This is a genomic window from Flavobacterium fluviatile (assembly GCF_010645065.1).
GTDB classification, from domain to species: Bacteria; Bacteroidota; Bacteroidia; order Flavobacteriales; family Flavobacteriaceae; genus Flavobacterium; species Flavobacterium fluviatile.
Map to the genome: position 1 here is coordinate 133,023 of NZ_JAADZW010000005.1, position 25,054 is coordinate 158,076.

A 25,054-nucleotide genomic window follows, 5' to 3' on the forward strand; every position below is an offset into this window, starting at 1 on the left:
CTTTTACCACTAAATAATAAAAGTGCCATCAAATAAATGATGACACTTTTAGAATATAAATTAAGCTTTGAATTATAGTGCTGATTTAACAGTTTTGATAATTCTTGCAGCAATTTTGTATGGATCTCCGTTTGAAGCTGGTCTTCTGTCTTCCAACCATCCTTTCCATCCTTTTTGAACTGTCATCAAAGGAATTCTGATAGAACATCCTCTGTCTGAAACTCCATAAGAGAAATCGTGGATAGAAGCAGTTTCGTGTTTACCAGTTAAACGCTGATCGTTGTAAGCTCCGTAAACTGCGATATGCTCAGCTGTAACAGGACGGAAAGCCTCACAAATTCTTTCGTAAGTAGCCTGGTCTCCACACTCTCTCAATACACTGTTTGAGAAGTTAGCATGCATTCCTGAACCATTCCAGTCTGTATCTCCAAGTGGTTTTGGGTGGTATTCAATATAGTAACCGTATTTCTCAGTTAAACGATCTAAAAGGTAACGGGCAACCCAGATTTCATCTCCGGCTTTTTTAGCTCCTTTAGCAAACAATTGGAATTCCCATTGTCCACAAGCAACCTCCTGGTTAATTCCTTCGAAGTTGATTCCTGCAGCGATACATAAATCAGCATGCTCTTCTACTAATTTTCTTCCGTGAGTGTTTTTTCCACCTACAGAACAGTAGTACATACCTTGTGGAGCAGGATATCCTCCAACAGGGAAACCTAATGGCAATAAAGTTTTAGTATCCATGATGAAATACTCTTGTTCGAAACCAAACCAAAAATCATCATTATCATCATCAATTGTAGCTCTTCCGTTAGAAGGGTGTGGTGTTCCGTCAGCATACATAACTTCAGACATAACCAACCATCCGTTGATACGGGTTGGGTCTGGGTAAATTGCAACTGGAACTAATAAACAGTCAGAAGATCCTCCTTCAGCTTGTCTTGTTGATGAACCATCAAATGACCAGTTTCCAAGTTCTTCTAATGTTCCTTTGAAATTTTCGTGCTCTTCAACTTTAGTTTTACTTCTAAGATTTTGAGTTGGTTCATATCCATCTAACCAAATGTACTCTAACTTAATTTTAGCCATAATAATATAAATTAATTTTTTTGTTTTTTTCGCTGGGTCAAATATAGATTTATTTTTCAAGCCGTAAAAATTAGGGGGTGCATTTTGTTTCGATAGATATAATTTTTTACATAAGCGCAATTTTGAATGGGGTATATTTAAAAAATAGCAATTTTTTAATGTTTTAAAAATAAATTCGTAATAAACACATGTGTTTTTTAAATTAAATTCTGTTCTGATTGTGAAAAATTGTTTTTTTATTGAGTAATATTCGTATGTTTTGTTATATTTCTTTAAAACTATTTCGGAATTCTTTACAAAATGTCTTTTTTATTGCTAAAATGCTTTTCAAAAATCTAAAACTTATAGTTTAAAAAGGCTTATTTATTCTTTATCTTTGTTCCTCTTTATTTGAATCAAAATTATTACGAATTTTTTAAAATTATATACATGTCAACATTACGTTTTCAGGCCTTACAGGAAGCTTCATCAAGAAAGCCTGTACATTTTGAGGAGATTGACAGGAAGTCAACTATTTTCGGGGCAAATGTTTTTAATGAGAAAGCAATGAAGCAGTATTTGACTTCAGACGCATTTAAAGGAGTTAGAGATGCCATTCAGCACGGAACTAAAATAGACCGAAAGCTGGCCGATTATATTGCCATGGGAATGAAAGAATGGGCTTTGGCAAAAGGTGTTACACATTATACACACTGGTTTCAGCCCCTTACCGGAACCACAGCAGAAAAACACGATGCCTTTTTTGAAACTTCATATGACGGCAGTGATCCTGTAGAGAAATTTGGAGGGGCGCAATTGGTTCAGCAGGAACCGGATGCGTCAAGTTTTCCGAACGGCGGAATCAGAAATACTTTTGAAGCCAGAGGATATACGGCATGGGATCCAACCTCTCCGGCTTTTATCTACGGAACGACTTTATGTATTCCAACTGTATTTATTGCATATACCGGTGAAGCTTTAGATAATAAAATTCCGTTATTAAGAGCGTTATCAGCAATGGATGAAGCGGCTACAGAAGTCTGCAGGTATTTTGATAAAAATGTAAAAAAAGTAACGGCTACTTTAGGCTGGGAGCAGGAGTATTTCCTAATAGACAAAGCGCTGGCAAATTCCCGTCCTGATTTAATGATGACAGGAAGAACATTATTAGGGCATACTTCAGCAAAAGGGCAACAGTTGGATGATCATTATTTCGGATCTATTCCAACACGTGCCTTAATATACATGAGAGATTTAGAGCAGGAATGTATGTTGTTGGGAATTCCGGTAAAAACGCGTCATAATGAAGTAGCGCCGAATCAGTTTGAGCTGGCACCGATTTTTGAAGAAACAAATCTGGCTGTGGATCATAACTCTTTGTTGATGGATGTGATGCAAAAAGTAGCGGAACGTCATGATTTTAAAGTGTTGTTTCATGAAAAGCCGTTTAAAGGTGTTAATGGTTCAGGAAAACACAATAACTGGTCACTGGCGACTGATACCGGAGTTAATTTATTGAGTCCGAGTAAAACGCCAATGAGCAATTTACAATTTTTGACGTTCTTTATTAATACCATAAAAGCAGTTAACGATTATGAAACTTTACTAAGAGCTTCTATCGCAACAGCCAGTAATGACCACAGGTTAGGAGCAAACGAAGCGCCACCGGCTATTATTTCGGTGTTCATTGGAGAACAGCTGACAAAAGTTTTAACGGAACTGGAAAGTGTAACTACCGGAAAATTATCTCCTGAGGAAAAAACCGATTTAAAACTGAACGTGGTTGGTAAAATTCCGGATGTCCTTCTGGATAATACCGACAGAAACCGAACATCTCCTTTTGCTTTTACAGGAAATAAATTCGAATTCAGGGCAGTTGGCTCAAACTCAAACTGTTCGAATGCAATGACTACCTTAAATGCTATTGTAGCAAAGCAATTAAGAGATTTTAAAATTGCAGTAGATGCTCTGATTGATACCAAAGGGTTGAAAAAAGACGAAGCAATCTTTAATGTTTTGAGAGAATATATAAAAGAGTCCAAAAAAATTCTTTTTGAAGGGGATGGTTACAGCGATGCATGGGAAAAAGAAGCTGCGAAAAGAGGTTTAAGCAATTTTAAAACCACTCCTGAAGCAATTAAGGCAAAAGTTTCTAAACAAGCATTGGATTTGTTTTCAGAATTAGGCATTCTGAATCATATTGAAGCTGAAGCCCGTTATGAAATCGAATTGGAGGAATACACTAAAAAAATTCAGATCGAAGGCAGGGTTTTAGGTGATATTGCCAGAAACCATGTAATTCCAACCGCAATTCGTTATCAAAACACTTTGATTGAAAACGTAAAAGGACTGAAAGAAATTTTCGGTAAAGAATTTGAAACTATTGCCAAAGAACAAATCATTCTGATCAAAGAAATTTCGGGTCATATAGAAGGCATCAATTCAAAAGTGCAGGCGATGACCAACGAAAGAAAATCAGCAAATAATTTGACAGATGCTCAAAAAATGGCTGAAGCCTATTGCAACAAAGTGAAGCCTTATTTTGAAGATATCCGTAATCATTGTGATAAACTCGAATTATTAGTAGATGACGAAAGCTGGACGTTGACTAAATACAGAGAGCTTTTGCTTACTAAATAAAATAAATTTTTTAGACTATTTATATGCCTTTCCTAAATTACCGGAAAGGCATTTTTTTATTTCTAAAGTTTATAAAGTATAAAATCATCATTTATAGTGACTCCATCTGCTTAAGTTAAAGTTAAATTTGCTTAGACTGCGTCATGAAGCATATAAAGTTTATATGAATATAAAAGAAAAGCAATTCCGGACAATTTCTGTGTTTATGATATAAAGAAAATATGTACCTGATCTCTTTGAAAATGGCCGCATAGAGCTCACTTTCTTGTTTTCGAAATGAATAAATATAACAGCCATGAAAAATTGCTCTAATTAAATTGGTAATAAATTGGAAATATCAATCAGTTCCCTCAGTTTAAAAGAAAAATTTAAGGATATTCATCATGTTGAAATGCTCCGGGTGAGCACTTTTGACAATAACCTTTTTGTTTTAATGAATATTTGGATTACTGAAGAATATAAATCTATAGTTCAGCGAATTTTCGTATTTGACAGACACACCTTAAGGATTAAAGATAAATATAAAGTTTCTAAAAACTTAAAATGGAATTGTATTTACAATCTAAATGAGAATATTTATTTGATGGGAAGCAATTTTTCCAGTTTGTATTCCGGTGCTGCATTAATTTTATTTAAGGAGAATACCATTATAACTTCTCAAGTATTTGACAAGGGATATTCCACAGAAATACATACCATACAAAAAGAAAAAGATGGTTCATTTTTAATTAGTGGAAGCTGGTATCAATGTGTTCCATTTGGAGGTCATGATGATTATGTTCCTGTACAATGGCAAAGCAAAGTAACAATAACAGATTCTGGTTTTATTGATGAGGATATAGATCAGTCAAATCCTAAAAAGATAAAGTCTCAAATTCAGGATTCTGATTCAGAAAATTATTATCTGACTGAAGATTATGGTATTTCGAAATATAATAATGATGATGTTTTAATCTGGAATCAGGGCCTGGGACAATACGGTGCTGAAGATTTACAGCAAATACATAAAATGGTGCCGTTTTATAAAACTCAAAACGGTAAAACTATTCAGGATGGTGTATGGTTTTCAGGATCAGACCAAACTAATTCAGGCACAGGTTTTTCAGAACCTTTGTTTGGAAGAGTAACTGCAGGCGGAACTATCTTATCTTTTAAAAGCATCCTGATGAATTTCCCTCAGCTTTATAAAATTCATAGCCTGATTCCGGGTACTGACAATAATTGTCTGTTGATTGGAGAAACTTTGGTAGCAGGACAGGGCAATGGTTTATTTATACTTTTGAATCATTTTTCGGATGGAATCTGGAAACAAAGCATAAAATATCTCAATTTTACTAAAACCGGTTTCGAATTACTAATTCAGGATGCACCGGAATTCCATAATCGCTACGTGCAGATCAAAGATATTTTTCCTCAAAGTCAAAGATTGGAAGATTTAAAGAAAATTATCATTTTTGGAAATGTCAGCCACCTTCGGGATCGGGATAATGGGTATGTTTGGACAATAACTATTTCAGATAGTTTTACAGTTTCATAGAATAAAAAGCAGCGTCATGTTTAATTCCAAATAATTACCAAAAGACTAATTATTCTGAAGATAACAATAAAATAAAGAAAAATGAGTAAAGAAAAATACAAATTTTTTACAGAACAAAAAGGTGTGAACCATATAAAGGTTTTCAAAGCATCAGGCAATAGCTACGTAAATTATTGGAATTTTTCATTAAATGGAGATAGTGAACCAATTATTTTTGAAGAATTTTATACAGAATCACGATTTGCACTCGTCAATTGGGATGGCTGGATACGTTTATATGATGCCGATATCAAAACCACATTAGTAGATCATAAACTGAATGGGAGGATAAATTCAAGAGCAGTTTTTTCATTGGACAAATCAAAACTATATGTTGCCTATCAGAAAGATTCCGACAATTATTTAGCGATGCTAAATCTTCAAAACTATGAAATAGAAACCTTGTCATTACCACATATATATAAAGAAAATCTCGAAATTAGGAAAGATGGCTGTCTGTTGTTTTACAAACACGACTGGGAAAGAATAGATGATAAAAAAAATTACAAGCATTTCTACTCCGTATTGAATCCGGAAACTAAAAAACTGGATCAGTTCGAATTGCAGTTTGCTCCACAATACTCTTTTGATTTATTCAAACCTGTAATTGACATAGAGAACAATAGAGTCATAATGCCTTTATACGATGATGTTTCAAACAAAAAAAACGCTTTGGGCGAAGTAGTTTTTGAATATAGAATTGCATTTTTTGATTTGAATACTTTTGATATAACACATATTTTGTCTGTTCGTGATTTTCCAACAAACCAATTGAGGTACTACGAGAATACTGGTGAAGAAATGGCAGAATTTTTCATTGGTTCGGATAGAAACAGTGATTACAAGGATATGCAAAGAGAATTTTTAGAAAATCTCAATACAATTAAAGTAGTTAAAGATGGTATATGGTTGTGCTGGCGTGGAGGGATTGTTCGAAAAATAAATTCAGACTTTACACTCTCTCCGTTACTGGTAACGAATTTAATGCCTAACTGCTTGGCTGCAGGCCTTTTCTCCCAGGGCCACTTCCATTCGCATTTGTATCTGGCAGACAATACAAACATCGTACTGACTGATGGAAAATACTACCAAACGACAACACCTAATCTTGATGTTGCCGATTCGCAATCAACGATACCATTAACATTAGAAGTAACAAATCTGGATGAATTATATAATCTCACATACTCAGAAGAAAATCTAAAAGAAATTAAAGTCCGTGATTGTGTTCATATAAAGGTAAAGGATCTTTCTACAAACCAAGGCATTATCGATGCACTTGCACGAATTGAAACAATGGCTTCAGATTTAAAAGCGGCAGGAATTGGTAAGATAGTACTATTTACATTTAGTGACGCTAAAGAAAACGCATTACAAGAGCCTGAATTTTTTGCCGAAGCTGCCAGAGTTGCGCCAGAATTAGTTCAAACCATCCTTGAAAAATTAATGGATAATAATTCTGTTAAATATCTGTACCGCAATGAAGAAGAAGCTGTTTTTTGTCATGCTGTATCTGAATTAGCAAAAAAAGGCGAAACTTACTTAGACACTATAATAAAATATCTGGATGCAATTGAAGATCCGGATTATAATGAATTTATTAGAGAAAATGTAATTCAATACATAGAAGAAACATGTTCTGTAGAAGTAATCAAGAAAAAAACAAAAGCATTCTCTCCTCAGTTAGGCGAATGGTATGAATATTACAGAGAAGAATACGATTAAGATTTCGACGAAATGGTAACCGACCAATCAACTCATTTTTGAATCAAAAGATATATAAAATAATAAATTTCAGCACATTAACAGTTAAATAATAATAGGTTTATGAATCTATTAAAATGGGATGTGCTATTATAACAAATCATTATTTATAATGACAGCTGCGGCATTTTCCTACTATACTTTTGTGAATCAGTTAAAACTTAAAATTAAGTGAGAATGAAAAAAATTCTTTTACTAATTCTTTTTATTAAATGTATAACCATTTACTCCCAAAACAGAAATATAGAATACGAATACGATCAGGAAAAGCTCAATAAGGCTGGACAACGTGAGGGTGAATTAATTCATAGTTCTTATGATGAAAAGACAGAATACAAACATTTATATAAAGAAGGAAAACTGATTGAGGCAACAAACTACCGTTATTTTGTAGAAGGTAAAAAAGAATTGGTTGGCAGATACAAAAGCGGAAATCCTTATGAAGGCTATTTTGTTTATAGAAATGAATTTGAAATTCCGCTGATAGATTATTATGAAAACGGAATATTCATGGCTCAATATACCTGTTCGCTACTGGATCTAATAAGTAATGAAGGTCAGGAATTTAATATAAAGTTTACCAAAACAACTTATAAAAACAACAAACCCCAAAACGGATTGGTTCACAAAGAAGAATTTCGTTTAGATGACGCACATCTTATAGCTTCAGAATATTATAAAGACGGCAAAGTTACAAATGTAGATTTCTGGATCATGGCGGTACATTACGCAGAATTAATTAAACTTAAATTTTTGTCTAATGGTTATACCATTTATAAAGAAAGTATGCCAAATGTACAAGATGAGGCAATAGACAACAAATTCAGAAGCATTACAGTTGAATTTAAAGATGCAAAAAACGGTACAGTACTTTTTGAAGTAGAAAACAAATTAATCACCAAATATCAATTCAGTTACTTTGATACTTCTCAGAAAATAAAACATTCAAAAGGATCTATTTCATACTTTTTTCTAAATGACAGCATTTTAGCAGTTCAGAATACCAGTCTGGAAACCAAGAAAGAATTATATAATGAAGGTTATGGATCAAATTCTAATCTGATTTCGAGAGTTTTTTTAATGATGAACAGTCAGCCGGTTCCTTATTTATCTAATGAAGGCGGCAATGATTATTCGCTTTTTCTGGAACCGGATAGACGTATTGATACCAATGCAGTTTTATATCTGGATGAAAAAGGAAATCCGTTTAGAGGATTTTTTATAGAACAGCAATCTCCGGATAAATACAAATACATCCAATACGAGAATGCTAAAATAATCTCCCAAAAGGAGGGATTGACAATAAAAAACATGAAAGAATTAATCCTCAAAGAAGCACAATATTCACATAGAAAATTTTAAAACAATAATTAGTCGTGAGGTAAACGATTTGCTAGAGAACACGCAGGTTAATAGAAACAAAAGGAGCAGGTTTTTTTTTTTAATATTGTTGTAGCTGTAAAAGTAAATGATGAAACGTTTTTAATTTAGTTTACAACGAAGCTCAGCAATTAATAAAAATAACAGAAGTCTTGCTTGCTTATAATCTTGCCTGTGAATTAGCTTATTTTGGCAGAAAAGAAGAAATGCAGGCTTATATTAAAGAAGCCATTCGATTAGGAAAAATGAAACAGCAGTTTTTAGATGATACTGATTTTGAAAAATACTGGAAGGATGCCGATTCTTTAAAGGCTATTGACGAAGAGTAAATTAAGACAAATTAATAATTGAGTTTAGTAAAAAATACAAATAAAAATGATAGCAAACGAACTGAGCATAGATTTAGCAACAGAAAAATTCAATTTCTCTACAGTTCAGAATTTAAGTGAAATCACAAGTATTAGATTCGTAAATTACACTGATAAAATAGAGATTCCTCTCGCTATAAAGGATTATCAAAAGATTACTATATTAAAATTTATTGGGAAATCTGGCAGTGATGTGTTTGAAGCTCCCGATAATTTAGAACAATTTATAAATATAAAGGTTTTAGTCATTTGGAATTTTCGCGGTTTTGCCGGAATGAAACCAATGCTATTATTGGAAGAATTTCATACCATTGTTGAGGATGTACAGAAAGACACGAAGGAAATTATAACTCTTTTTCCAAATCTGAAACGCATTGTAATGAGCGGTCCAAATACTGCATTAAAAAATCAAAAACTGCCTAATGAAATAGGTAGTTTACCATTATTAGAAGAACTTTATCTTTTGTCATTAGGACTCATTATGCTTCCAAATTCCTTTGGCAATCTAAAGCAGTTGAGAAATTTGGTTTTAAAAGGCAATACATTCAATGGTTTTCCTGAAGCAATTACACAACTGGAAAATTTAGAAACACTGGAAATCAATCAGAAGTTTTCAAAATTACCAGACAGTTTAGCCTCTTTAAAAAAATTAAAAAAACTACATTTAAATACTGATACTTCTCAAAGTTCGTCCGTAGAAAGAAAAATTAAGCAAACTCCGATTCCTGCAGTAATAGGCAAACTGGAAAATATTGAGGATTTGGATATAGGCCTTGTTGATCTTTTTGATATTAAACCTATCCTCTCATTAAAGAAATTGAAAAAGCTAAGTTTAAGAAATTCAGCTTTAAAAAACTGTGACGGATTTTCTAATTTTTCGATGCTGGAAGAGCTAAATCTCAAAAGAAGCATTTATTTGAGAAATCTGGATGGATTAAAAGGACTACCTCTCAAAAGCCTCAATCTTTCATCAACTTTCATAGAATTTGTTGACGCAATCTCATCGCTTGTATTATTAGAAACACTCGACATAAGCCGTTGTTACAGGGTTCAGGATTTTACTCCGGTTTTGGTTCATCCTGCTATCAAAGAACTGAAAGCGGATGATGAGGTAATGATAAACTGGAATGAAAAGGATAAAAAATCCGGACCAATCAACATCAATGATATAATCACCCAGTTAGCCACAGATAATCTTCAGGAATTTGAAGAAACTATTTTGAAATTATCCGAATATATAGATGCAAACTCCATTCGAAGTAAGAATCCTTTGGCGGGATATTTTAACATTAAAACCATAGATGAAAAAATTACTTTTATTGAGGTTTTAGATAGCGGTATTAAAAAGCATTTAAAAAATCTTTCTGATAAAACCCTGGTTGCCATTTTTGGAATGACTTTTAAATCTGTAAATTATGATAATTACAATGCAGCCTTAATTGTTCTTGAAGAGATCATTTCAGGACAAAATGCAGAGACACAAAAACAGATTGTAAATCAGTTTTACAAAGCTTGTGAATATTATGATGCAGGGCACAGGTTCTGGGGACATACGGTTCATGACCAGCTGATTGATACTTTGTTTCCGCAATTTACTTCCGAAGCGCTTTACGAACTGCTGAAAAATGCATCGGCTGATATGTTCAATATCGAGGGTGGGGATGAAATGGAAACGTTATTCATACCGGCTTTAAAAAATACTTCAGATCTAGAATTACAAAATAAAATTCTGGATGTCTTTTTTAGCTATGAAGAGGAGGGAAGAGATTATTTTAGTTCAGGCTATTTTGAAGAATTATTGCAACAAATGAAAGAAATCGCTTCTTCGGACTTATTAGAATTGATTTTACAGAAAGAAAAAAAAGCAGGTAAAGTATAAATGGCAAAAAACAAGACCATATTTTGGAAAAAAAGCAAAGCAAAAATTGATTTTCTACTACAGATTTTAATTTTTAGCACCTGTATTTCCTTTGCCCAGCCAACAAAAAAGTATAAAATGGAGCATTTAAAATCGAACAGCAAAGAACAACTTATTCAGCTGGCTTTAGAAATTCTGAAAAATCAACAGCCTTCTGTGATAATCAATCCGGATGATTTTGAGGCAACGGCATGGGGAAACAGTAAAGAAATACTGGTCAAATTTCGAAGATACATCAGGTTTATTCCTTTAAATGCTGAGCCTTTTCAGTATTATGATATAACGGTAAACCTCATTACAAATCAAATTTTGCCATTTGAATCCGGTTATAATTTTACTTTTAATACCCCAACAGAAGCTGATAAAAAGAAACTCGATTTTATTAAAAGTAAAACCGATTTTCCAAAGGAATCAAACGCTGAAATTACAATTACCGAAAATGAAGATCATTATTGGATAAGTAAAAAAAGTAAAACTTCTTTTAGTAAGTTTTTTATAAATAAAGAGACCGGTTTTAAATCAGGTGTAATGGAAGGCAGCTTTTCAGCACCGGCAGCCAGACCTGTTTTAGAATCAGTTTATGAAAAAGAAGAAATGGTAAAACTTTCTGATGAAAATGAAATTAACCGAATAACAAAAAATGCCGTTATTCGTATAGCTAAAGGAATAATAGAAGAAAAGCAGCCCTTATTAAAATTAAATTTTGATGATTATGAGACTATAGTTTGGGTGGACAGCAAAAACACTTGGGTTGAATTTAAAAGAGTTATACGATATATTCCGTTAGGTACTGACCCTGAAAAACGTTTTTCATACGATATAACAGTGAATTTGAATAATGATGGAATTTCGCCATTTGATGATACTTTTGAATCTGAATTTTATATTGAAACTAAAGAAGACAAAAAGGCAATTGAATTTATAAAGAAAAATTTTGGAAGCTTCTCTGCTAATTTTGAAAATACAGTTTACGAAGGTGAGGAAAATTATTATATTGACATTAATAATCAATATTCTTTTGGCAAATACGCAGTTAACAAAAAAACAGGAATCGCAAAAACTGAAATCCAGGGTTCTTATGAGCCAATGCCAAAACCCGTAATTGAAAATCCGGATGATTATACTGAAATCAAATAATCGAAAATGAACAAGAATTACAGCTTCTATAAAAAGACAGAAGAGGTTTACTTTAGTACCGAAATGTCTTTCCTGATAGTACCTGTATTACTGGCTTCTGCTATCACTTACGGTCTGCTTTATTTTTTTGGCATTACTGTAGCGGTTCTGTTTAATGTAATTATTTCGTTTTGTGCAAACCTTTATGTGTATTCTTATGGTAAATCTTATGTAGATGTCCCATTTAGTTTATTAATTAGTACTGGCCTTACCTCCTGTTTATTATTATTTGGAGATTATGGAGTGTATGTGCTGGTACTCTATCAAAATACAGGGGAATTTAATGCGCTTTATTTTAAGATATGGTTAGCTATTTTATTGGGAAGTCCGGTTTTGTATTATGCTTTTCAGTATGGCCGTTATTATTTAGAAGTAAGAGCAAATGCAGTAAAGTATGTAAAATTGCAATTAAAAGTGCATCACGACAGGGAATTGCTTATAGTTTTAGATGCTATACAGCTTGTAAATAGTTCAAAGAAAACCATGTCGGATATCAAATTAGAAAAACCTCAGCGTTTCTATTCAAAAGACGAATTATCGAAATTGAGGCAAGAAGATGTCCTGCACCATTATTTAGAAATGAATGTTTTTAACAGCGGTGTCCACATTCCCGTGGGTACAGACTTTCTTTATATATCCTGGTATTCGATAATTGAGGATAAATATTATGATATCGAATTGCCGTTTCCTTTTGAAAAGCTGACTATAGAACTGGAAAAATACCCTACAGATGTTCCGGCAGTTTTGAGAGGCAGGAAAACCAATCCGTTGTATCAGCATCTGCAGATACATACCAATGGCCGCATCCGTTTTTTTAATGATGATCTTGTTTTAATAGACCATCCTCAAAGCAGTCCAACCCCGATTACTGAAGAGGAGCGCAATAATAAAATAGCCCTTCACCGTTCTTCACATGAGTATTATAATAATCCTGAAAGATTTTCAGAATTAGTAAACAAAATAAGATCTTCTGGCGGAATTGAAGAACGATTTCTGATAGAAAACAAATTGATTCTATGGAGCCTGACTGTTTCCGGACTCAGAGGAAATAATTATCTGGAGATAGCTGATGTTTCATTTCGCAACTACAAAACTGCAATCAGCGATATTGAAACATCCAAATTAAGATTTTTGCCAAAAAAACTGGAGATTGTTTACAGAGGAAATTCTTTACTTCCCTGGCTGATAATACATATCAATACACAAAAACTTTATCAATCCATACAATATCTTACAAATGGAAATGATGAAATCCCTGTATTATTTGACCTCGCTTTTGAAGATTTATCCAAAATAAATTTAAAATTTAGTATTACAACAAAGGAAAAACCGGTGCTGTTTACGGATTGGGAAATTCAAATCGATAAATACCGAAACCAAAGCAGGATTGACCATTTGCTTGATATAGACGAAGATCAGCAAAAAAGATCCCTATATAAAGAAGCCTGGGATTTGGTTGCAGATAAACAATATGACTTGGCTCAGGAAAAATGTGACACCCTCAAAGCAATCGACTCCAGATATGGTTTTGCTTATTTTTTAGAATTGAGGTTACTGTGGTATAAAGAAGGTTTTGAAGCCTGCTATGCCAAAAAAGATTATTTTATTGCCAAAACCCGGCATGAACCGGCTGCTCTCGCGCACATATACAATAATTATGGCTGTTTATATGACCAGCAGTTACGTTATGAAGAATCCCTTTCCTGTTTTGAAAAAGCTATTTTAAGTAATCCGAAAGACGGAATGTATGTCTGCAATCTTGCCGAAATATACTGCAAACTCAATAATCCGAAAAAGGCATTGCAGGCAGCAGAAAAATCTAAGCAATTAGGACATGAATCTTCAGCCTTAAATGCAATTTTAGAAAGTAAAGGCATTCGTTATACCTAAGAAAAATCACTACAAATAGTGATGTTTGAGAAATTCAATAGCAATAAATTTGGCTTGCTATGAATATCTCTCATGAAAAGATACAAATTATACAAAAAAGTAAAACCGGTCTATTGCAATTTTGAAGAATTGCTGGCTAATGTTGTTTTACCATTGGTAATAGCATCTTACATATCTTATCCGATATTATATTTTTTGGGTATAGGAAGTGCAATTTTTTTTAATGTTTTTCTTGCCCTGAGCGCAAATTATTTTCATAAAGACTTAAAAAAATATCTCCCGGTTTTTAATGATCGTGATTCAGTTTTTACACCTGCTCTTTCCTTGTTTTGTTCTTTCTTAATTATATTCATTATTTTATTAATAACTGATTTTGGATTTTATTTATTGGTTTTGTATCAAAAAAGCAATGAATTCAACATTTTCCATTTTTATTCATGGTTGGTTATTTTATTTGGTTTACCGCTGCTCTATTATGCCTTAAAATTGGGGCAATACTATTTTACAAAAAAGTATCAGGATCTTGAATTTGTAAACGTTCTACTGGCTGTTAATTATGATTCTGATCTGTTTTTAGAGATAAATAAAATTCAGTTTGTAAATACAGCAAACAGAAATTCTTCTGATATAAAAATAACGAAAAACATAGCGTCGTATTCTCAAAAGGAATTTATGGCAATGAAAACAAAATCAAGGCATTATTATCTAAATAAAGAAGGATTTAGGGAAATGGTCCAGATTCCTTTTAATGCAAATACAGTTTTATTGTCATGGTTTTCCTATGTAGAGCATAAATATTTTGAAGTGGAAATTTACTTTCCTTTTAAGAAATTTATAGATGAGCAGGATAAATGTTCGACAGATAAATTTCAGGTTTTTAGGGGCAGGGAGACAAAGCCTTTGTATCTGCATCTTTATTCAAATGGAGGCGTCAAATTTTTCTATAAAGATGCCATTTTGATAGATTGCCCGGAGAATAAAGAAATAACCATTAGTGAAGAAGAGAAGAAAATAAAATTTGGAATGACATTCTAAAACCAGGACCAATATTTTTTTGATATTAAAGGGAGCTAACAACTGTAAAATTTATTCACAATTTATAATTTAAATATGCAGCTTACTATTCAATATAAAATTACAAATGAATTGATCCGAATCATCCGGGAGGCAATTACTGCCGGAAAGATTGATACTGAATCTATACGCAGGGTTATATTGTGTCCGGATGATTCCTTTCAAAAATTAGAGGTGTATATCAGTGATGATTGGGCTCCGTATTTTGATAAAGAATATGCAGCAGTTATTGGAATGATTAATATATCGCAGTGGCTTGATATCGCAGATGAAGCGCTGGAGAAACAACATTTGACAGATCCTTATTGCCTGATAAGTGCCAAAGAAATAGAAAAAAAATATGCATTAGCACCGCCCGCTATAAACTTTGGGCATCTTGACACTCTTGACGAAGCCTATGTGGCTTTTTTAGTTTGCCTGAGGGAAGAACTGCTGCTACAAGTTGAAGCAGGTATTGCAAATGCAGCTATTTCCTTTTCGCAAGAAGATTTTCACCATATCGTTGGTTTTTTTACGCACGCCTTAACCTTTGACAAGGAAGAAAAGATATTGCTGCACGGATTTAATAACCCTGAAGGAGCAGGTACTTTTTATGATGCAGAGCTGACTGTTCCTAACAACAAATTTTCTGACCATTACATACGAGTTACAGAAAGCGGTTTTACATTATTTTGTTGTGAAGGAACCATGCTGAAAAAATCCGGTACAAAGTCTGAAGTCTATAGTTACGATGTTTCGGATATTGCCTTTATGTACAGGAAAAATAACGAAATACATTTCAGATTAACAGATGAATTTCAAAATTATATTCTGGAACCCAACAGAAAAAAAGCCGTTGCTGGTCCACCATCTTCTAAAAATTTCTACGAGGCTTTTGAAAGCATGTTTCAGTCCTGTCCCGAAAAAATAATATCCGTTGACAATATTCCGAATCCGATAACAGAAAAAATGGTATTTGATAACTGGTTTGATCTTGTTTTAGAATACAACGTTGAGATTACACTTAAAAACAGACAAACCATTTTTGGTTACGGGGAAACTGCATACAGATACTACCTCAGCCAAATACCCAAAACAAATGCACAACACGAACCGGCAGTTCGGTTTTTTGCAGATAAATTATTTTTTGAAAATCGTTTTCAGGAGTCTGTAGCTTTATTTGATACCGTAAAAGTGCTTCCCGATTTTCAAAAAATGCACTATTTATGCGCTTTATTTTTCTTAGACAGAAAGGAAGAATATAAAGCTTTAGGTGTCACATTAGAAACGAAATCAGAACTGTCAAAACTGGAGTTGATGGATACGCTGTGGCTTCTCAGAGAACCACTCGAAACTGAAGATTTAAAAGCATTAAAAGAAAAACTGACATCACTATTATCTGCCTGCAGAGATAACGAAACACTTCGTCTGTTATCTGTAGTGCTTACTAAAGTATATGCTGCAATGCATGACAGCAAAAGCGCATTGTTGCAATTACAGTCTGTACCTACACACGAAACTTTTGAAAAAATAATATTGTTACAGGAATTAAAGCATACAGAATACCTGCTACACGCTTATGAAAAACAGATTGCACACACAGAGCGTAATGCTGCTTTTGACAAACTGATTGAGGTTGATTCCCTGAATACAACAAACGAAATTATAAAACCAATACAAAAAACAACTTATGAACACTGCTATTATGTAGCTCACAAAATAGAGGTAACAGCGTATGAATGGGTCTATCCGCTTTCTGCTGAAACATTTATAGCCACGAGAAAAGAAAATGAAAAAGAACTTATTATTGCCAGAATCAGAAAGGAGAAATCGGTAGAAATTCTTCAACAATTAATACTTCCGTCAACGCTCAAAATAAATTCCTGTGTCTATCTTGACGGACTGGTATATATGTGTGATAATGAGCACGGAATTGTATCTTACATTGTAAACGAACAAACGATTGAACAAACAGCCGTTATTTTTAAAAACAAAAAAGTAAAACCAGATTATAAAAATTTTACAATAGCCAACGGTTATCTGTATGCAAGTAATAACAGACATTTGGAGATTTACAATCTGCATACTCCTGAAGCAGCACCCCTTTCGGATTCGCTCTACATCCAATCGGGCTATCATTTATTTGTACACAATAATCTTTTGGTTGCAGGCGCAGGTGCTGGCCTATTAATTCTTATCGATATATCAGATAAAATCAACCCTGTCGTACAATCTACAATAAAAGAAAACAAAACACCCGACAATATGTATGTGGCTTTTGTTGATAACTACATGATTAGCCAGTCGCTGTATAACATAGAAAATCCGTCAAAGCCAATTTGGATTAGCCTGGTCGAAAAAGATCTGGCACCTACGTATTTCTTCACAAATAAACCGGATGTTCCCATAATAAGCACTGGACAAGAATTTTTATTAACAACATTAGACCTTAAAAATGACCAGGCTGTTTATACCAACTGGCGTGAATGTCTGAATAGAGATAACTGGTATTATGAATGTGCGGCTTTTAACTTTTGTACTGCCTATTTCGAAGATTCACTAATCACCTATGGTCCATATGAAATTATTTTTTGGAAAAAAGAATTATGTCCGGTACCTGAACAAATAAATGTGCAGGAAGACATTGAAAAAATGGTACATACCTGCTTTGACTATATAGATAAAAAACATCCGGACTTTAGCATCGGAAAGGTAGTACTGGAACACAACAAATTATACCAGCATATTGATATTTCATTCCACGCATGTTCTAGTTTAGCTATCTTAAACGATAGTACGCAACCGCACGAATTGCCTATAATTTCCAGCACATTTTTAATCCATTCATATTGTCAGGAAGTATTGGAATGCCAATACAATCCTATGAAAATGCAGTTTGTGTATGATCCGGAAACGATTATTGCACAATTGCAGCATCGCAGGTTCAGGCAGCTCTCGGCCCGACATGTATTACTGTTAACCGACAGTGAAAAGACCTACCTGAATGATCCGACGGCACCGTGGAAACCATTTCGTATTAATAATGCTGAGAAAAAAGAAGAAAAAAAAGAAACAGTCTGGCAGATCATCCTGAGTAAAAACGAAAACCTCATCCGGCAGCTAAGTAATGATATTTTAGAAAATAATTCCTTGCTGGACGAACTTTTGGATATACTAAATAAAAAAATCACTATTCCTGTCGCACAAGGCGGATTAACAAACAGGATGTTTCAATCACATGATGAGGTATGTGATATTGAGGAGACTTATGAATACATTGATAATACCGACATGTATGATGAAGATGAATATGAATATGAATATGAATATGAATATGAATATGAATATGAATATGAAGAATGGTATTGCTTACCACAATATATTGTTGACCCTTATTGCAACCCCGAAACAGAAGATGCAGAAGCTATAGAAGAAAAGGAAACACTGCCTGCTGAATATCTGGAAAATACAGATGAAACTAATTATCTGAAAACCAAATCACTTGAAATTTTATGCTTATTGCAGGATCGTAAGCTGGTTCGGGATATTCTTTTCAACGGCATGCAGTTTGGATACCTGCATTATAATTTAGAAAAAAAAGAAGAACCAGCATCTGAATCCAAAAATCAAACAGTAATCAAATACCCGGATCACAGATTATTAATCTCTTATTTTTTAAATAATTACCACCAGATGTGGGATAATTTTGGAAATGATACCGAGATTCGTTCCTTCCTGATCTCCAATATAGATACATTTGAAGACAGAGAGCTACAGTTGCGTATTGCGTATAAGTATGGCCAGTTCAGTCATCCTGGCTTAACCGAATTTATTTTTCAGCTCATCAGTCAGGGTATAAATTACAATACATATAAAGGATATTATACAGGCATTGATCTGTCAATCCTGCCTGTAGAAGTGTTGAGACCTTTTGAAGATTTATTGCTCGAAAAATATGACTATTTTAAAAATAACACCGACGGCATTGTACAGATTGATGCGCAGGAACAGCTTCCTTATATCTATGACCTGCTCAACAAATTAGGTCATGAAGAAATGCCGGAATGTCTCGGTGAAAAATTATTAAAGGCTGTAAAAGAACAGGAAAGATATGGCTCAATGTTACTGGACGATGAAGACTACGAGGAAGAAAGTGCTTTTTTGGTTGCACTTTACAGAAAGGCAAAAGTGAAGCGTTTATTAGAATATTACAAAGAGGACAAAGGTGCTTTATGGCTATTGGAAGAACCACTGGAACTTTATACCGAATCCTGGAACAAAACTATTGAAGCAATCCTTGAGCACGGCACGGAAATTTTTGGAGATACATTCAAATCAGAGTATATCAAAAGACTGGCAAAAAATATCTCTTTAGAAGATTCCTTTGCAAACGATCGGGTATTGGCTAAAGAAATTATTGAGTACACTTATAAGCATATCTTAAAAAAACCTGAACTGGCATCAGTGACAGAATCACTAATTTTTGCTATGCATGCTAATAAAGAATTATTCCCTGATATAATTGACGTTGCAGCCCTAAAAGATAAAAATAAATACACCTTGCTGCAGGCCGCATGGAACGACCTGAAAAATCAGGACTGGAATATTGCTGAACAAAAAGCAGATGCTGTATTAGTCATGGATCCTGCTATGGCACAAGCCTATTTTCTAAAAGCCAGGTTGTTATGGCTACGGGAAGGAATTCCTGCATATCTGGCGCAACAGGATTATTTTATTGAGAAATCCGCTCACGATATTACGGCATTGGCACGTCTTTATAATTTAACCGGCTGTGCTCTCGACGCAGAAGAACGCTACGAAGAAGCCTTGCCTTATTTCAAAAAAGCCGCTCTCAATGCACCATCAGATCCAATGTATATTGCCAATGTAGCCGAAATTTATTATAAACTTGGAAAATCCAAAGAAGCGCTGCAACATGCAAAATCAGCAATTGCTAATGGAAACGAAGCTTTTATACTGAAAGAGATTATTGATAGTAAAGGAATACTGGCAAGTTTGTAATTTTTAAACAAAAAAGATGAGCAATAATAATTTATATGAGAATATAAAATAATCGACGAAAGAGAAGGAATAAAAACATGTAGAGGTATTCAAGTTCATAGCAATATTTCTAAAGAACTAACAAAAACAAGAGCAGTTTCCAAAGATTTGACTAATGGCATTAATTGCTATTGTGAAGATGTACGGAAGTTATAAGTAAAAAAACATTGAAAAAAAAATTATTAAATAAAAGAATGAATCCGGATATTATTGAACTGACAGGAATGCTAATTATTATGGTTTTCATAATTGCCGTTGTACAATGGCTGTTATTGAGGTTTACGCATTGGTCGATTGCATTGGGAGCAACAGCTTTTATAGCAATTGTCATTGCAGGATTGTATGTTTCGCTAAGTAATGCAACTCCAAACGGCGGCAGCAATGGCCCTGATATATCTGAATATGTAACTCCCATAACAGTAGTTTTTACTTCGTTGCTTTTCGGTTTTTTTATAGTTGCTTATTTTTCTAAAACACAGCTTCCAAAAAATGTCTGGTTATTTTTGGGCGGTTTTATTGTGCTGTTTTCCATAGGCCGTTATGTGTATCAGTGTATTGATAGCGCCATTGTTTATCAGGAAAATTTCAGCAGCTGCGAGATACAGTTGATAAATAAATCTGGAAACAACCAGATCAGGGAAATAGCTTTTAATAACTCAGTAAACAGCCTTACCTGTTCCATAAGTCCAAACGATAATGAACAACCGTATCCCGTCATTCCGAGAGATACTGACAGGCTAATCTTTACCTGCTATTCTGATAAAACAGGTATGTTTAGGCAGGATTTTCCTTTTGATTACAATTGGAGCAAAGAAAAAGAGGGCAAAACGATAGGGTTATGCTTCTGGCTTCGTGAAAAGGTGGTTTTGCCAGTAAAAATAGTACTGAATCCTGACAATAAAGTTGATTTGTATATCAATAATAAAGTAGTGCAGCAGTATCAATTGTCAGAACCGAATGTATCTACCAATTAGACATCTAAGGCAAGTATAAATAATTCAGTCAGAATTTTGTAGAAACAAAGCACTTAATTTTAAGCAGAGAATATTTAAACTATAAATTTTCCGCACAATCAATTGATATCATTTGAATCATATCTGAATAACAACTAATTTTTATGCTTTTGAATGTCTGCATTGTAAAGTACATAGGGGTTATGTAGAATAAAAAAATAATAAAAAAAATAACTCATTGGGAGAAATAGAATAAAATAGCTTCATTAAGGATTTAATCTAATTTGATCTGCGAAAATCCTTTTACGTATTAGTTTTTCACGCAGATTTGCACAGATTAAAGCAGATTTAGACAGATTTATATTTAAGTTAATGTGATAGAATTGGGAAAAAATAATTTCATCCAACGGGTTAAAAAATAATAAAGAATCGTCAGGAAATATTTTTGTATTCTGGGGGTTTATGAACAATAGAAAGCAAGTGATAAGGCATTGACGATAAAAATTAAAAATGAGTAAAATGATAAATTGGTATATTGTAATTCCTGTCCTGTTGTCAGGATATTTTCTTTTGGCACAAAACTATAATGGATCCAAATACAAATACCTGTTTAGAAATACCATTCTAAGTAAATCTAAAAAGTATGAACTGGCGACAGTACTTCGTGGCCGCATATATTATCCCCGTTATTTTTATATTCCTTCTTTGAAACAATATCTGGTGTATTCGGGTGTTGACAAAACCGGAGACTTTAGTATTTCAAAAGAGGACAGTAATTCACAAGGCAGGACTTATTCGTTACTGGATGAAAACGGGAACAATCTTCTTGCTTTCGAAACAGCTTTATCATTTTCCGGCAGAAGCGGATGCCTTTATGGTCCTTCTTCTTACATACCTATATTAGAAACCGGCAAGACAGATGAACTTCCTTACGATCAGATACACAACTCAGATTTCGCTCTTAAACAAAGGGATTTTGAAAAACTTTTTATACAATTATACACCTCATCTGATTATGTAGAATTTATCAATCTGCGGATATTGGGCGATCAGATTCATGAAGCCGGCGTTGTTTTTAAACGTCAGGGCAAAATAGAGATTCTGCTTTCGGGAGTGAGGGACAGCCGAATGGTACGCCAATTTCAGGATGATAAGAAAACCAATAATTTTCAGGATTATTATGTTCCAGACATTTCGAAAAGAGAAACATTTCCGCAATCCGAACCTTCAATCGGAATGATTGCTCTGGAAACCAGCGATACAAATCCGTTTGTACATTGGCGAACGGGCTTTAATCATGAGTTTCGCATCAAAAAATATATAAACACTTATTCTTCAGGGTGGCAGGGAATTATGAAAGTAGGGGGGATTCCGGTGTATGTCCCGGGTGAAAATGCTGGCACAACCTACGTTCGTTTTAAGACAAAAAGAGAAACATTTAGAATAAAAATACTGGAGGTACCTAAGTACGGTCCAACTTATAATTTAGGTCTTCGTACTTTTCAGCTGCCTGTAAATTTCCGCACCAAAAATTCACTGGTATTTATGGAATCAGCTCAGAATTGCGGATCAAACCGTTTGGGCGGCGGTGTTTTTGTTGTACGTCCGGCTACAACAGCTAATCCTTCATCCGACATTCCATCCGACATGACAGAGGAACATTTTAATACGCTGCCATTGGCTTTACAAAATGCATTGTTAGATCTGGATGCAGTCACATCCTTAAAAATTTATGATCCAGGCTGCACGCAATGGATTCCGGAAACAGAGCGGTTAAAAAATCTCACTCATTTAGAAATGACCACATCAATAACCGAAGTCCCGGACGAAATTTCAAAACTGACCAAACTTCAATCGCTGTCGATGACTGGCTGTAAAATCCAGAAAGTTTCTCCTAAAATAGCAGAACTCAAAGAATTAGAAGCTTTGGATTTATTTGCAAATAAATTAACCGAATTCCCATTACCTGTTTTAGAACTTACGAATTTAAAAGTTTTAGGAATTGGAGCCAATAAAATCAGGACGCTGCCGGATGATATTAATAAATTGATACACCTGGAACGTTTAAGCATGACTTCAACACTTATTACTTCCCTGCCTGAATCAATGATTGGGATGCAAAAATTATTCATAGACTGCATGGGCATGGAAAAGGAAGTTCACTCTGAATACCAGCACCTGTTTGATTACCATAAAATACCAAGCCCCTATTAATTTTAGTTAACCATAATATCTGGATTTGATTTGAAAAGCACAGCCAATAATTTTTTTATTTTATTATAAAACATGCACATTGTACAAATAAAACAGCCGAAAGAAACATGGATTGTAGCAATATCACAGCACAAAGAAGATACAACAGAATATCTTGCTTCACTGTCTGAAGAAATACAAAAAGCTGCTTTTTTGTATGAAATTCCAATAGAATATTATCCATTTATACTTATTGAGAACACACAAATGCCCCACGACTCCGATTCCTATTTCGAGTTTTGTGGTTTTGAAGAACTGCAGTACCGTATAGATGCCCTTCGACTGCATCAGAGAGAATCAGAAGATTATGTTTATTTTAAATACTATTACATCTCTGAGCCCTATGCCCAAATGGTTACTGATGAAAACTGGATGCAGTACCTGCGCCATACATCTGTGACAAATTATATATTAGAACAGCCTTATCCTGTTTCTTTCTTTCATGAAGAAGTAAAAAAGAATGCCGACAAATACGACATTGATCGTTTAGACCAGCTCTTTGAACACACAAAAACACGTTTTACATCTGATGTTGAAAAAGAAGACCTTGCTCTTAATGGGTATGAATGTCTATTCTGGGATATGAATTATGACTATGCCTGCGGAAAACTGACAGAAGCAGGGATTGAATATTTACTGCCAATGGTTGAAAAGATGGAACTTTTACTGGGTCAAAAAAAATGGCAGCACCGCAGTTTCGCTTTGCATATTTTACTGGAAACGGCATGCAAAAATAAATCCGAAACTATTTTTGAGTTATTAAAAGAAATGTTAGAAGCATTTGAAAATTACTTAATTTCTCATCCTGAGGAAAAAACCGAAATTCACAGACTGGTTTCGCTTTCTTATCGCTGGATGATAACGGCAGATGATGAGAATGCTTTGTTATACTGGCAAAATGCAGTTCTGGAAATCAAAAAGGCAATAGATTATGATCCGGAGAATGCTGCGTGGTCTTCCTTTTTAGAACTGATTTATTTTCCTTTTAATGAGAATAAAAGAATAATTGAATACCAGCAAAAGGAACAACAGGCTTTTAGTAGTGAAATTCAAAAGCTTGAAAAAGAAAGAGGAGAAGTAATTGCCTACAAGATTGCACTGGCGTACCAAAATCTGAAAGAATTTCTGGAATGGAAAAATATTCAAAACGTTTTTCCTGAAACTGTCGCTTTCTATTGGGCTGTAAAGGCATTAAATTATGAGCCTGCAGACGTAACAATGACCGATTTATATGAGTGTGCCAAATTTTTCCACAAAACAGGCTTACAAAAGAAACGTATCGATTTTTTAGAAAAAACAATTTCGCTGTATGACCGGTTATTGAAAAGCTCTGATGATCGTGTGATGGAAGTGCATTATATCGCAAATGTGTACAAACAGCTGGCTGAAATCCATATTGAAAACAATCGTAAGGCAATGGCAGATGCTGCAGTAAGTCAGGCAAAATTATTTTATGAAGAGCATATTGAGAAAGTAAAATCCAATTCGTCCCTGAACCTGCATTATGCCGGGTTTCTGGAATATTGTTTTAACTATGAGGGAAACATTGATAAACCAGCATTAAACGAACTGAAAAGCGTTGCCAACGAAGTAGAAGAGGAGTCAGGAGGTTTTTTGAGTTATCCTTATTTGCTGCTTGCACGCATAGCCCTTTATGAAGACAACGAACAAAAAGCTATTTCAGAGTTTACAAAAAGCCTGATTTTGCATGAATTGTGCGTGAGTCAGGAATGCGAATTTTTTTTAGAAGAAATTGAACATTCTGATTATAAACTTTTAAAAGCATTTTTGATTGAAAACCTGCAATTTATGACTGAAATGAGTGAGGATTATTACTACGATCCTCAAATAAAATGGCAAAAACTGAGTAAAATGTCAGATGAAGAAGTAATTGTTTACTGGGAAACACGAAAAGAAGAAATCAGAAACAGACCAAAATTAGATATTCAATAAT

14 protein-coding genes are annotated in these 25,054 nt (G+C 34.0%); 13 read left to right on the forward strand and 1 reads right to left on the reverse strand.

Annotated features, from left to right (window positions below; genetic code table 11):
- Positions 1–72 precede the first annotated feature (72 nt).
- Positions 73–1,089: a glutamine synthetase beta-grasp domain-containing protein gene (locus GXM17_RS08125; protein ID WP_163398798.1), complete on the reverse strand. Its 1,017-nt coding sequence runs from the start codon at positions 1,087–1,089 to the stop codon at positions 73–75.
- 429 nt (positions 1,090–1,518) lie between these two features.
- On the opposite strand from GXM17_RS08125, the gene GXM17_RS08130 reads away from it, so the two are divergent.
- The 13 genes from GXM17_RS08130 to GXM17_RS08190 all read left to right on the forward strand — a co-directional run bounded on the left by GXM17_RS08130 (position 1,519) and on the right by GXM17_RS08190 (position 25,053).
- Positions 1,519–3,708 (forward strand): glutamine synthetase III family protein, encoded by a 2,190-nt coding sequence (locus GXM17_RS08130; RefSeq protein ID WP_163398799.1) that lies wholly within the window; start codon positions 1,519–1,521, stop codon positions 3,706–3,708.
- A 328-nt stretch (positions 3,709–4,036) separates the two neighbouring features.
- Positions 4,037–5,245 carry a hypothetical protein gene (locus tag GXM17_RS08135; RefSeq protein ID WP_163398800.1) on the forward strand — a complete coding sequence of 403 codons (1,209 nt, stop codon included), beginning with the start codon at positions 4,037–4,039 and terminating at the stop codon, positions 5,243–5,245.
- Between the two features lie 81 nt (positions 5,246–5,326).
- Entirely contained in the window at positions 5,327–7,009 is a 1,683-nt protein-coding gene (locus GXM17_RS08140) for a hypothetical protein (RefSeq protein WP_163398801.1), read from the forward strand.
- A gap of 216 nt (positions 7,010–7,225) precedes the next feature.
- The gene (locus GXM17_RS08145; RefSeq protein WP_163398802.1) at positions 7,226–8,410 is read left to right on the forward strand and encodes a hypothetical protein; all 1,185 of its coding nucleotides are present in this window, start codon (positions 7,226–7,228) and stop codon (positions 8,408–8,410) included.
- Positions 8,411–8,580: 170 nt separating this feature from the next.
- On the forward strand, positions 8,581–8,757 hold the full coding sequence (locus tag GXM17_RS08150) for a TPR end-of-group domain-containing protein (RefSeq protein ID WP_163398803.1): 177 nt from the start codon (positions 8,581–8,583) through the stop codon (positions 8,755–8,757).
- Positions 8,758–8,803: 46 nt separating this feature from the next.
- The gene (locus tag GXM17_RS08155; protein WP_163398804.1) at positions 8,804–10,675 is read left to right on the forward strand and encodes a leucine-rich repeat domain-containing protein; all 1,872 of its coding nucleotides are present in this window, start codon (positions 8,804–8,806) and stop codon (positions 10,673–10,675) included.
- A 117-nt stretch (positions 10,676–10,792) separates the two neighbouring features.
- Positions 10,793–11,851 carry a hypothetical protein gene (locus GXM17_RS08160; protein WP_163398805.1) on the forward strand — a complete coding sequence of 353 codons (1,059 nt, stop codon included), beginning with the start codon at positions 10,793–10,795 and terminating at the stop codon, positions 11,849–11,851.
- Between the two features lie 6 nt (positions 11,852–11,857).
- Positions 11,858–13,780, forward strand: a complete 1,923-nt coding sequence (locus GXM17_RS08165; RefSeq protein WP_163398806.1) for a tetratricopeptide repeat protein — start codon at positions 11,858–11,860, stop codon at positions 13,778–13,780.
- Between the two features lie 72 nt (positions 13,781–13,852).
- On the forward strand, positions 13,853–14,815 hold the full coding sequence (locus GXM17_RS08170; protein WP_163398807.1) for a hypothetical protein: 963 nt from the start codon (positions 13,853–13,855) through the stop codon (positions 14,813–14,815).
- A gap of 75 nt (positions 14,816–14,890) precedes the next feature.
- Positions 14,891–19,855 (forward strand): tetratricopeptide repeat protein, encoded by a 4,965-nt coding sequence (locus GXM17_RS08175; protein ID WP_163398808.1) that lies wholly within the window; start codon positions 14,891–14,893, stop codon positions 19,853–19,855.
- 206 nt (positions 19,856–20,061) lie between these two features.
- Positions 20,062–20,868, forward strand: coding sequence for a hypothetical protein (locus GXM17_RS08180; RefSeq protein WP_163398809.1), 807 nt, complete (start codon positions 20,062–20,064; stop codon positions 20,866–20,868).
- 498 nt (positions 20,869–21,366) lie between these two features.
- The gene (locus GXM17_RS08185) at positions 21,367–23,061 is read left to right on the forward strand and encodes a leucine-rich repeat domain-containing protein (RefSeq protein WP_163398810.1); all 1,695 of its coding nucleotides are present in this window, start codon (positions 21,367–21,369) and stop codon (positions 23,059–23,061) included.
- A gap of 72 nt (positions 23,062–23,133) precedes the next feature.
- A complete protein-coding gene (locus GXM17_RS08190) occupies positions 23,134–25,053 on the forward strand; it encodes a hypothetical protein (RefSeq protein ID WP_163398811.1) in 1,920 nt (639 codons plus the stop codon).
- The last annotated feature ends 1 nt before the right edge of the window (position 25,054 follow it).

Excerpts from the sequence above, each read along its gene's own strand:
- GXM17_RS08125 (WP_163398798.1), bottom strand. The coding sequence starts at position 1,089 with ATGGCTAAAATTAAGTTAGAGTACATTTGGTTAGATGGATATGAACCA.
- GXM17_RS08130 (WP_163398799.1), top strand. The coding sequence starts at position 1,519 with ATGTCAACATTACGTTTTCAGGCCTTACAGGAAGCTTCATCAAGAAAG.
- GXM17_RS08140 (WP_163398801.1), top strand. The coding sequence starts at position 5,327 with ATGAGTAAAGAAAAATACAAATTTTTTACAGAACAAAAAGGTGTGAAC.
- GXM17_RS08145 (WP_163398802.1), top strand. The coding sequence starts at position 7,226 with ATGAAAAAAATTCTTTTACTAATTCTTTTTATTAAATGTATAACCATT.
- GXM17_RS08155 (WP_163398804.1), top strand. The coding sequence starts at position 8,804 with ATGATAGCAAACGAACTGAGCATAGATTTAGCAACAGAAAAATTCAAT.
- GXM17_RS08160 (WP_163398805.1), top strand. The coding sequence starts at position 10,793 with ATGGAGCATTTAAAATCGAACAGCAAAGAACAACTTATTCAGCTGGCT.
- GXM17_RS08165 (WP_163398806.1), top strand. The coding sequence starts at position 11,858 with ATGAACAAGAATTACAGCTTCTATAAAAAGACAGAAGAGGTTTACTTT.
- GXM17_RS08170 (WP_163398807.1), top strand. The coding sequence starts at position 13,853 with ATGAAAAGATACAAATTATACAAAAAAGTAAAACCGGTCTATTGCAAT.
- GXM17_RS08175 (WP_163398808.1), top strand. The coding sequence starts at position 14,891 with ATGCAGCTTACTATTCAATATAAAATTACAAATGAATTGATCCGAATC.
- GXM17_RS08185 (WP_163398810.1), top strand. The coding sequence starts at position 21,367 with ATGATAAATTGGTATATTGTAATTCCTGTCCTGTTGTCAGGATATTTT.
- GXM17_RS08190 (WP_163398811.1), top strand. The coding sequence starts at position 23,134 with ATGCACATTGTACAAATAAAACAGCCGAAAGAAACATGGATTGTAGCA.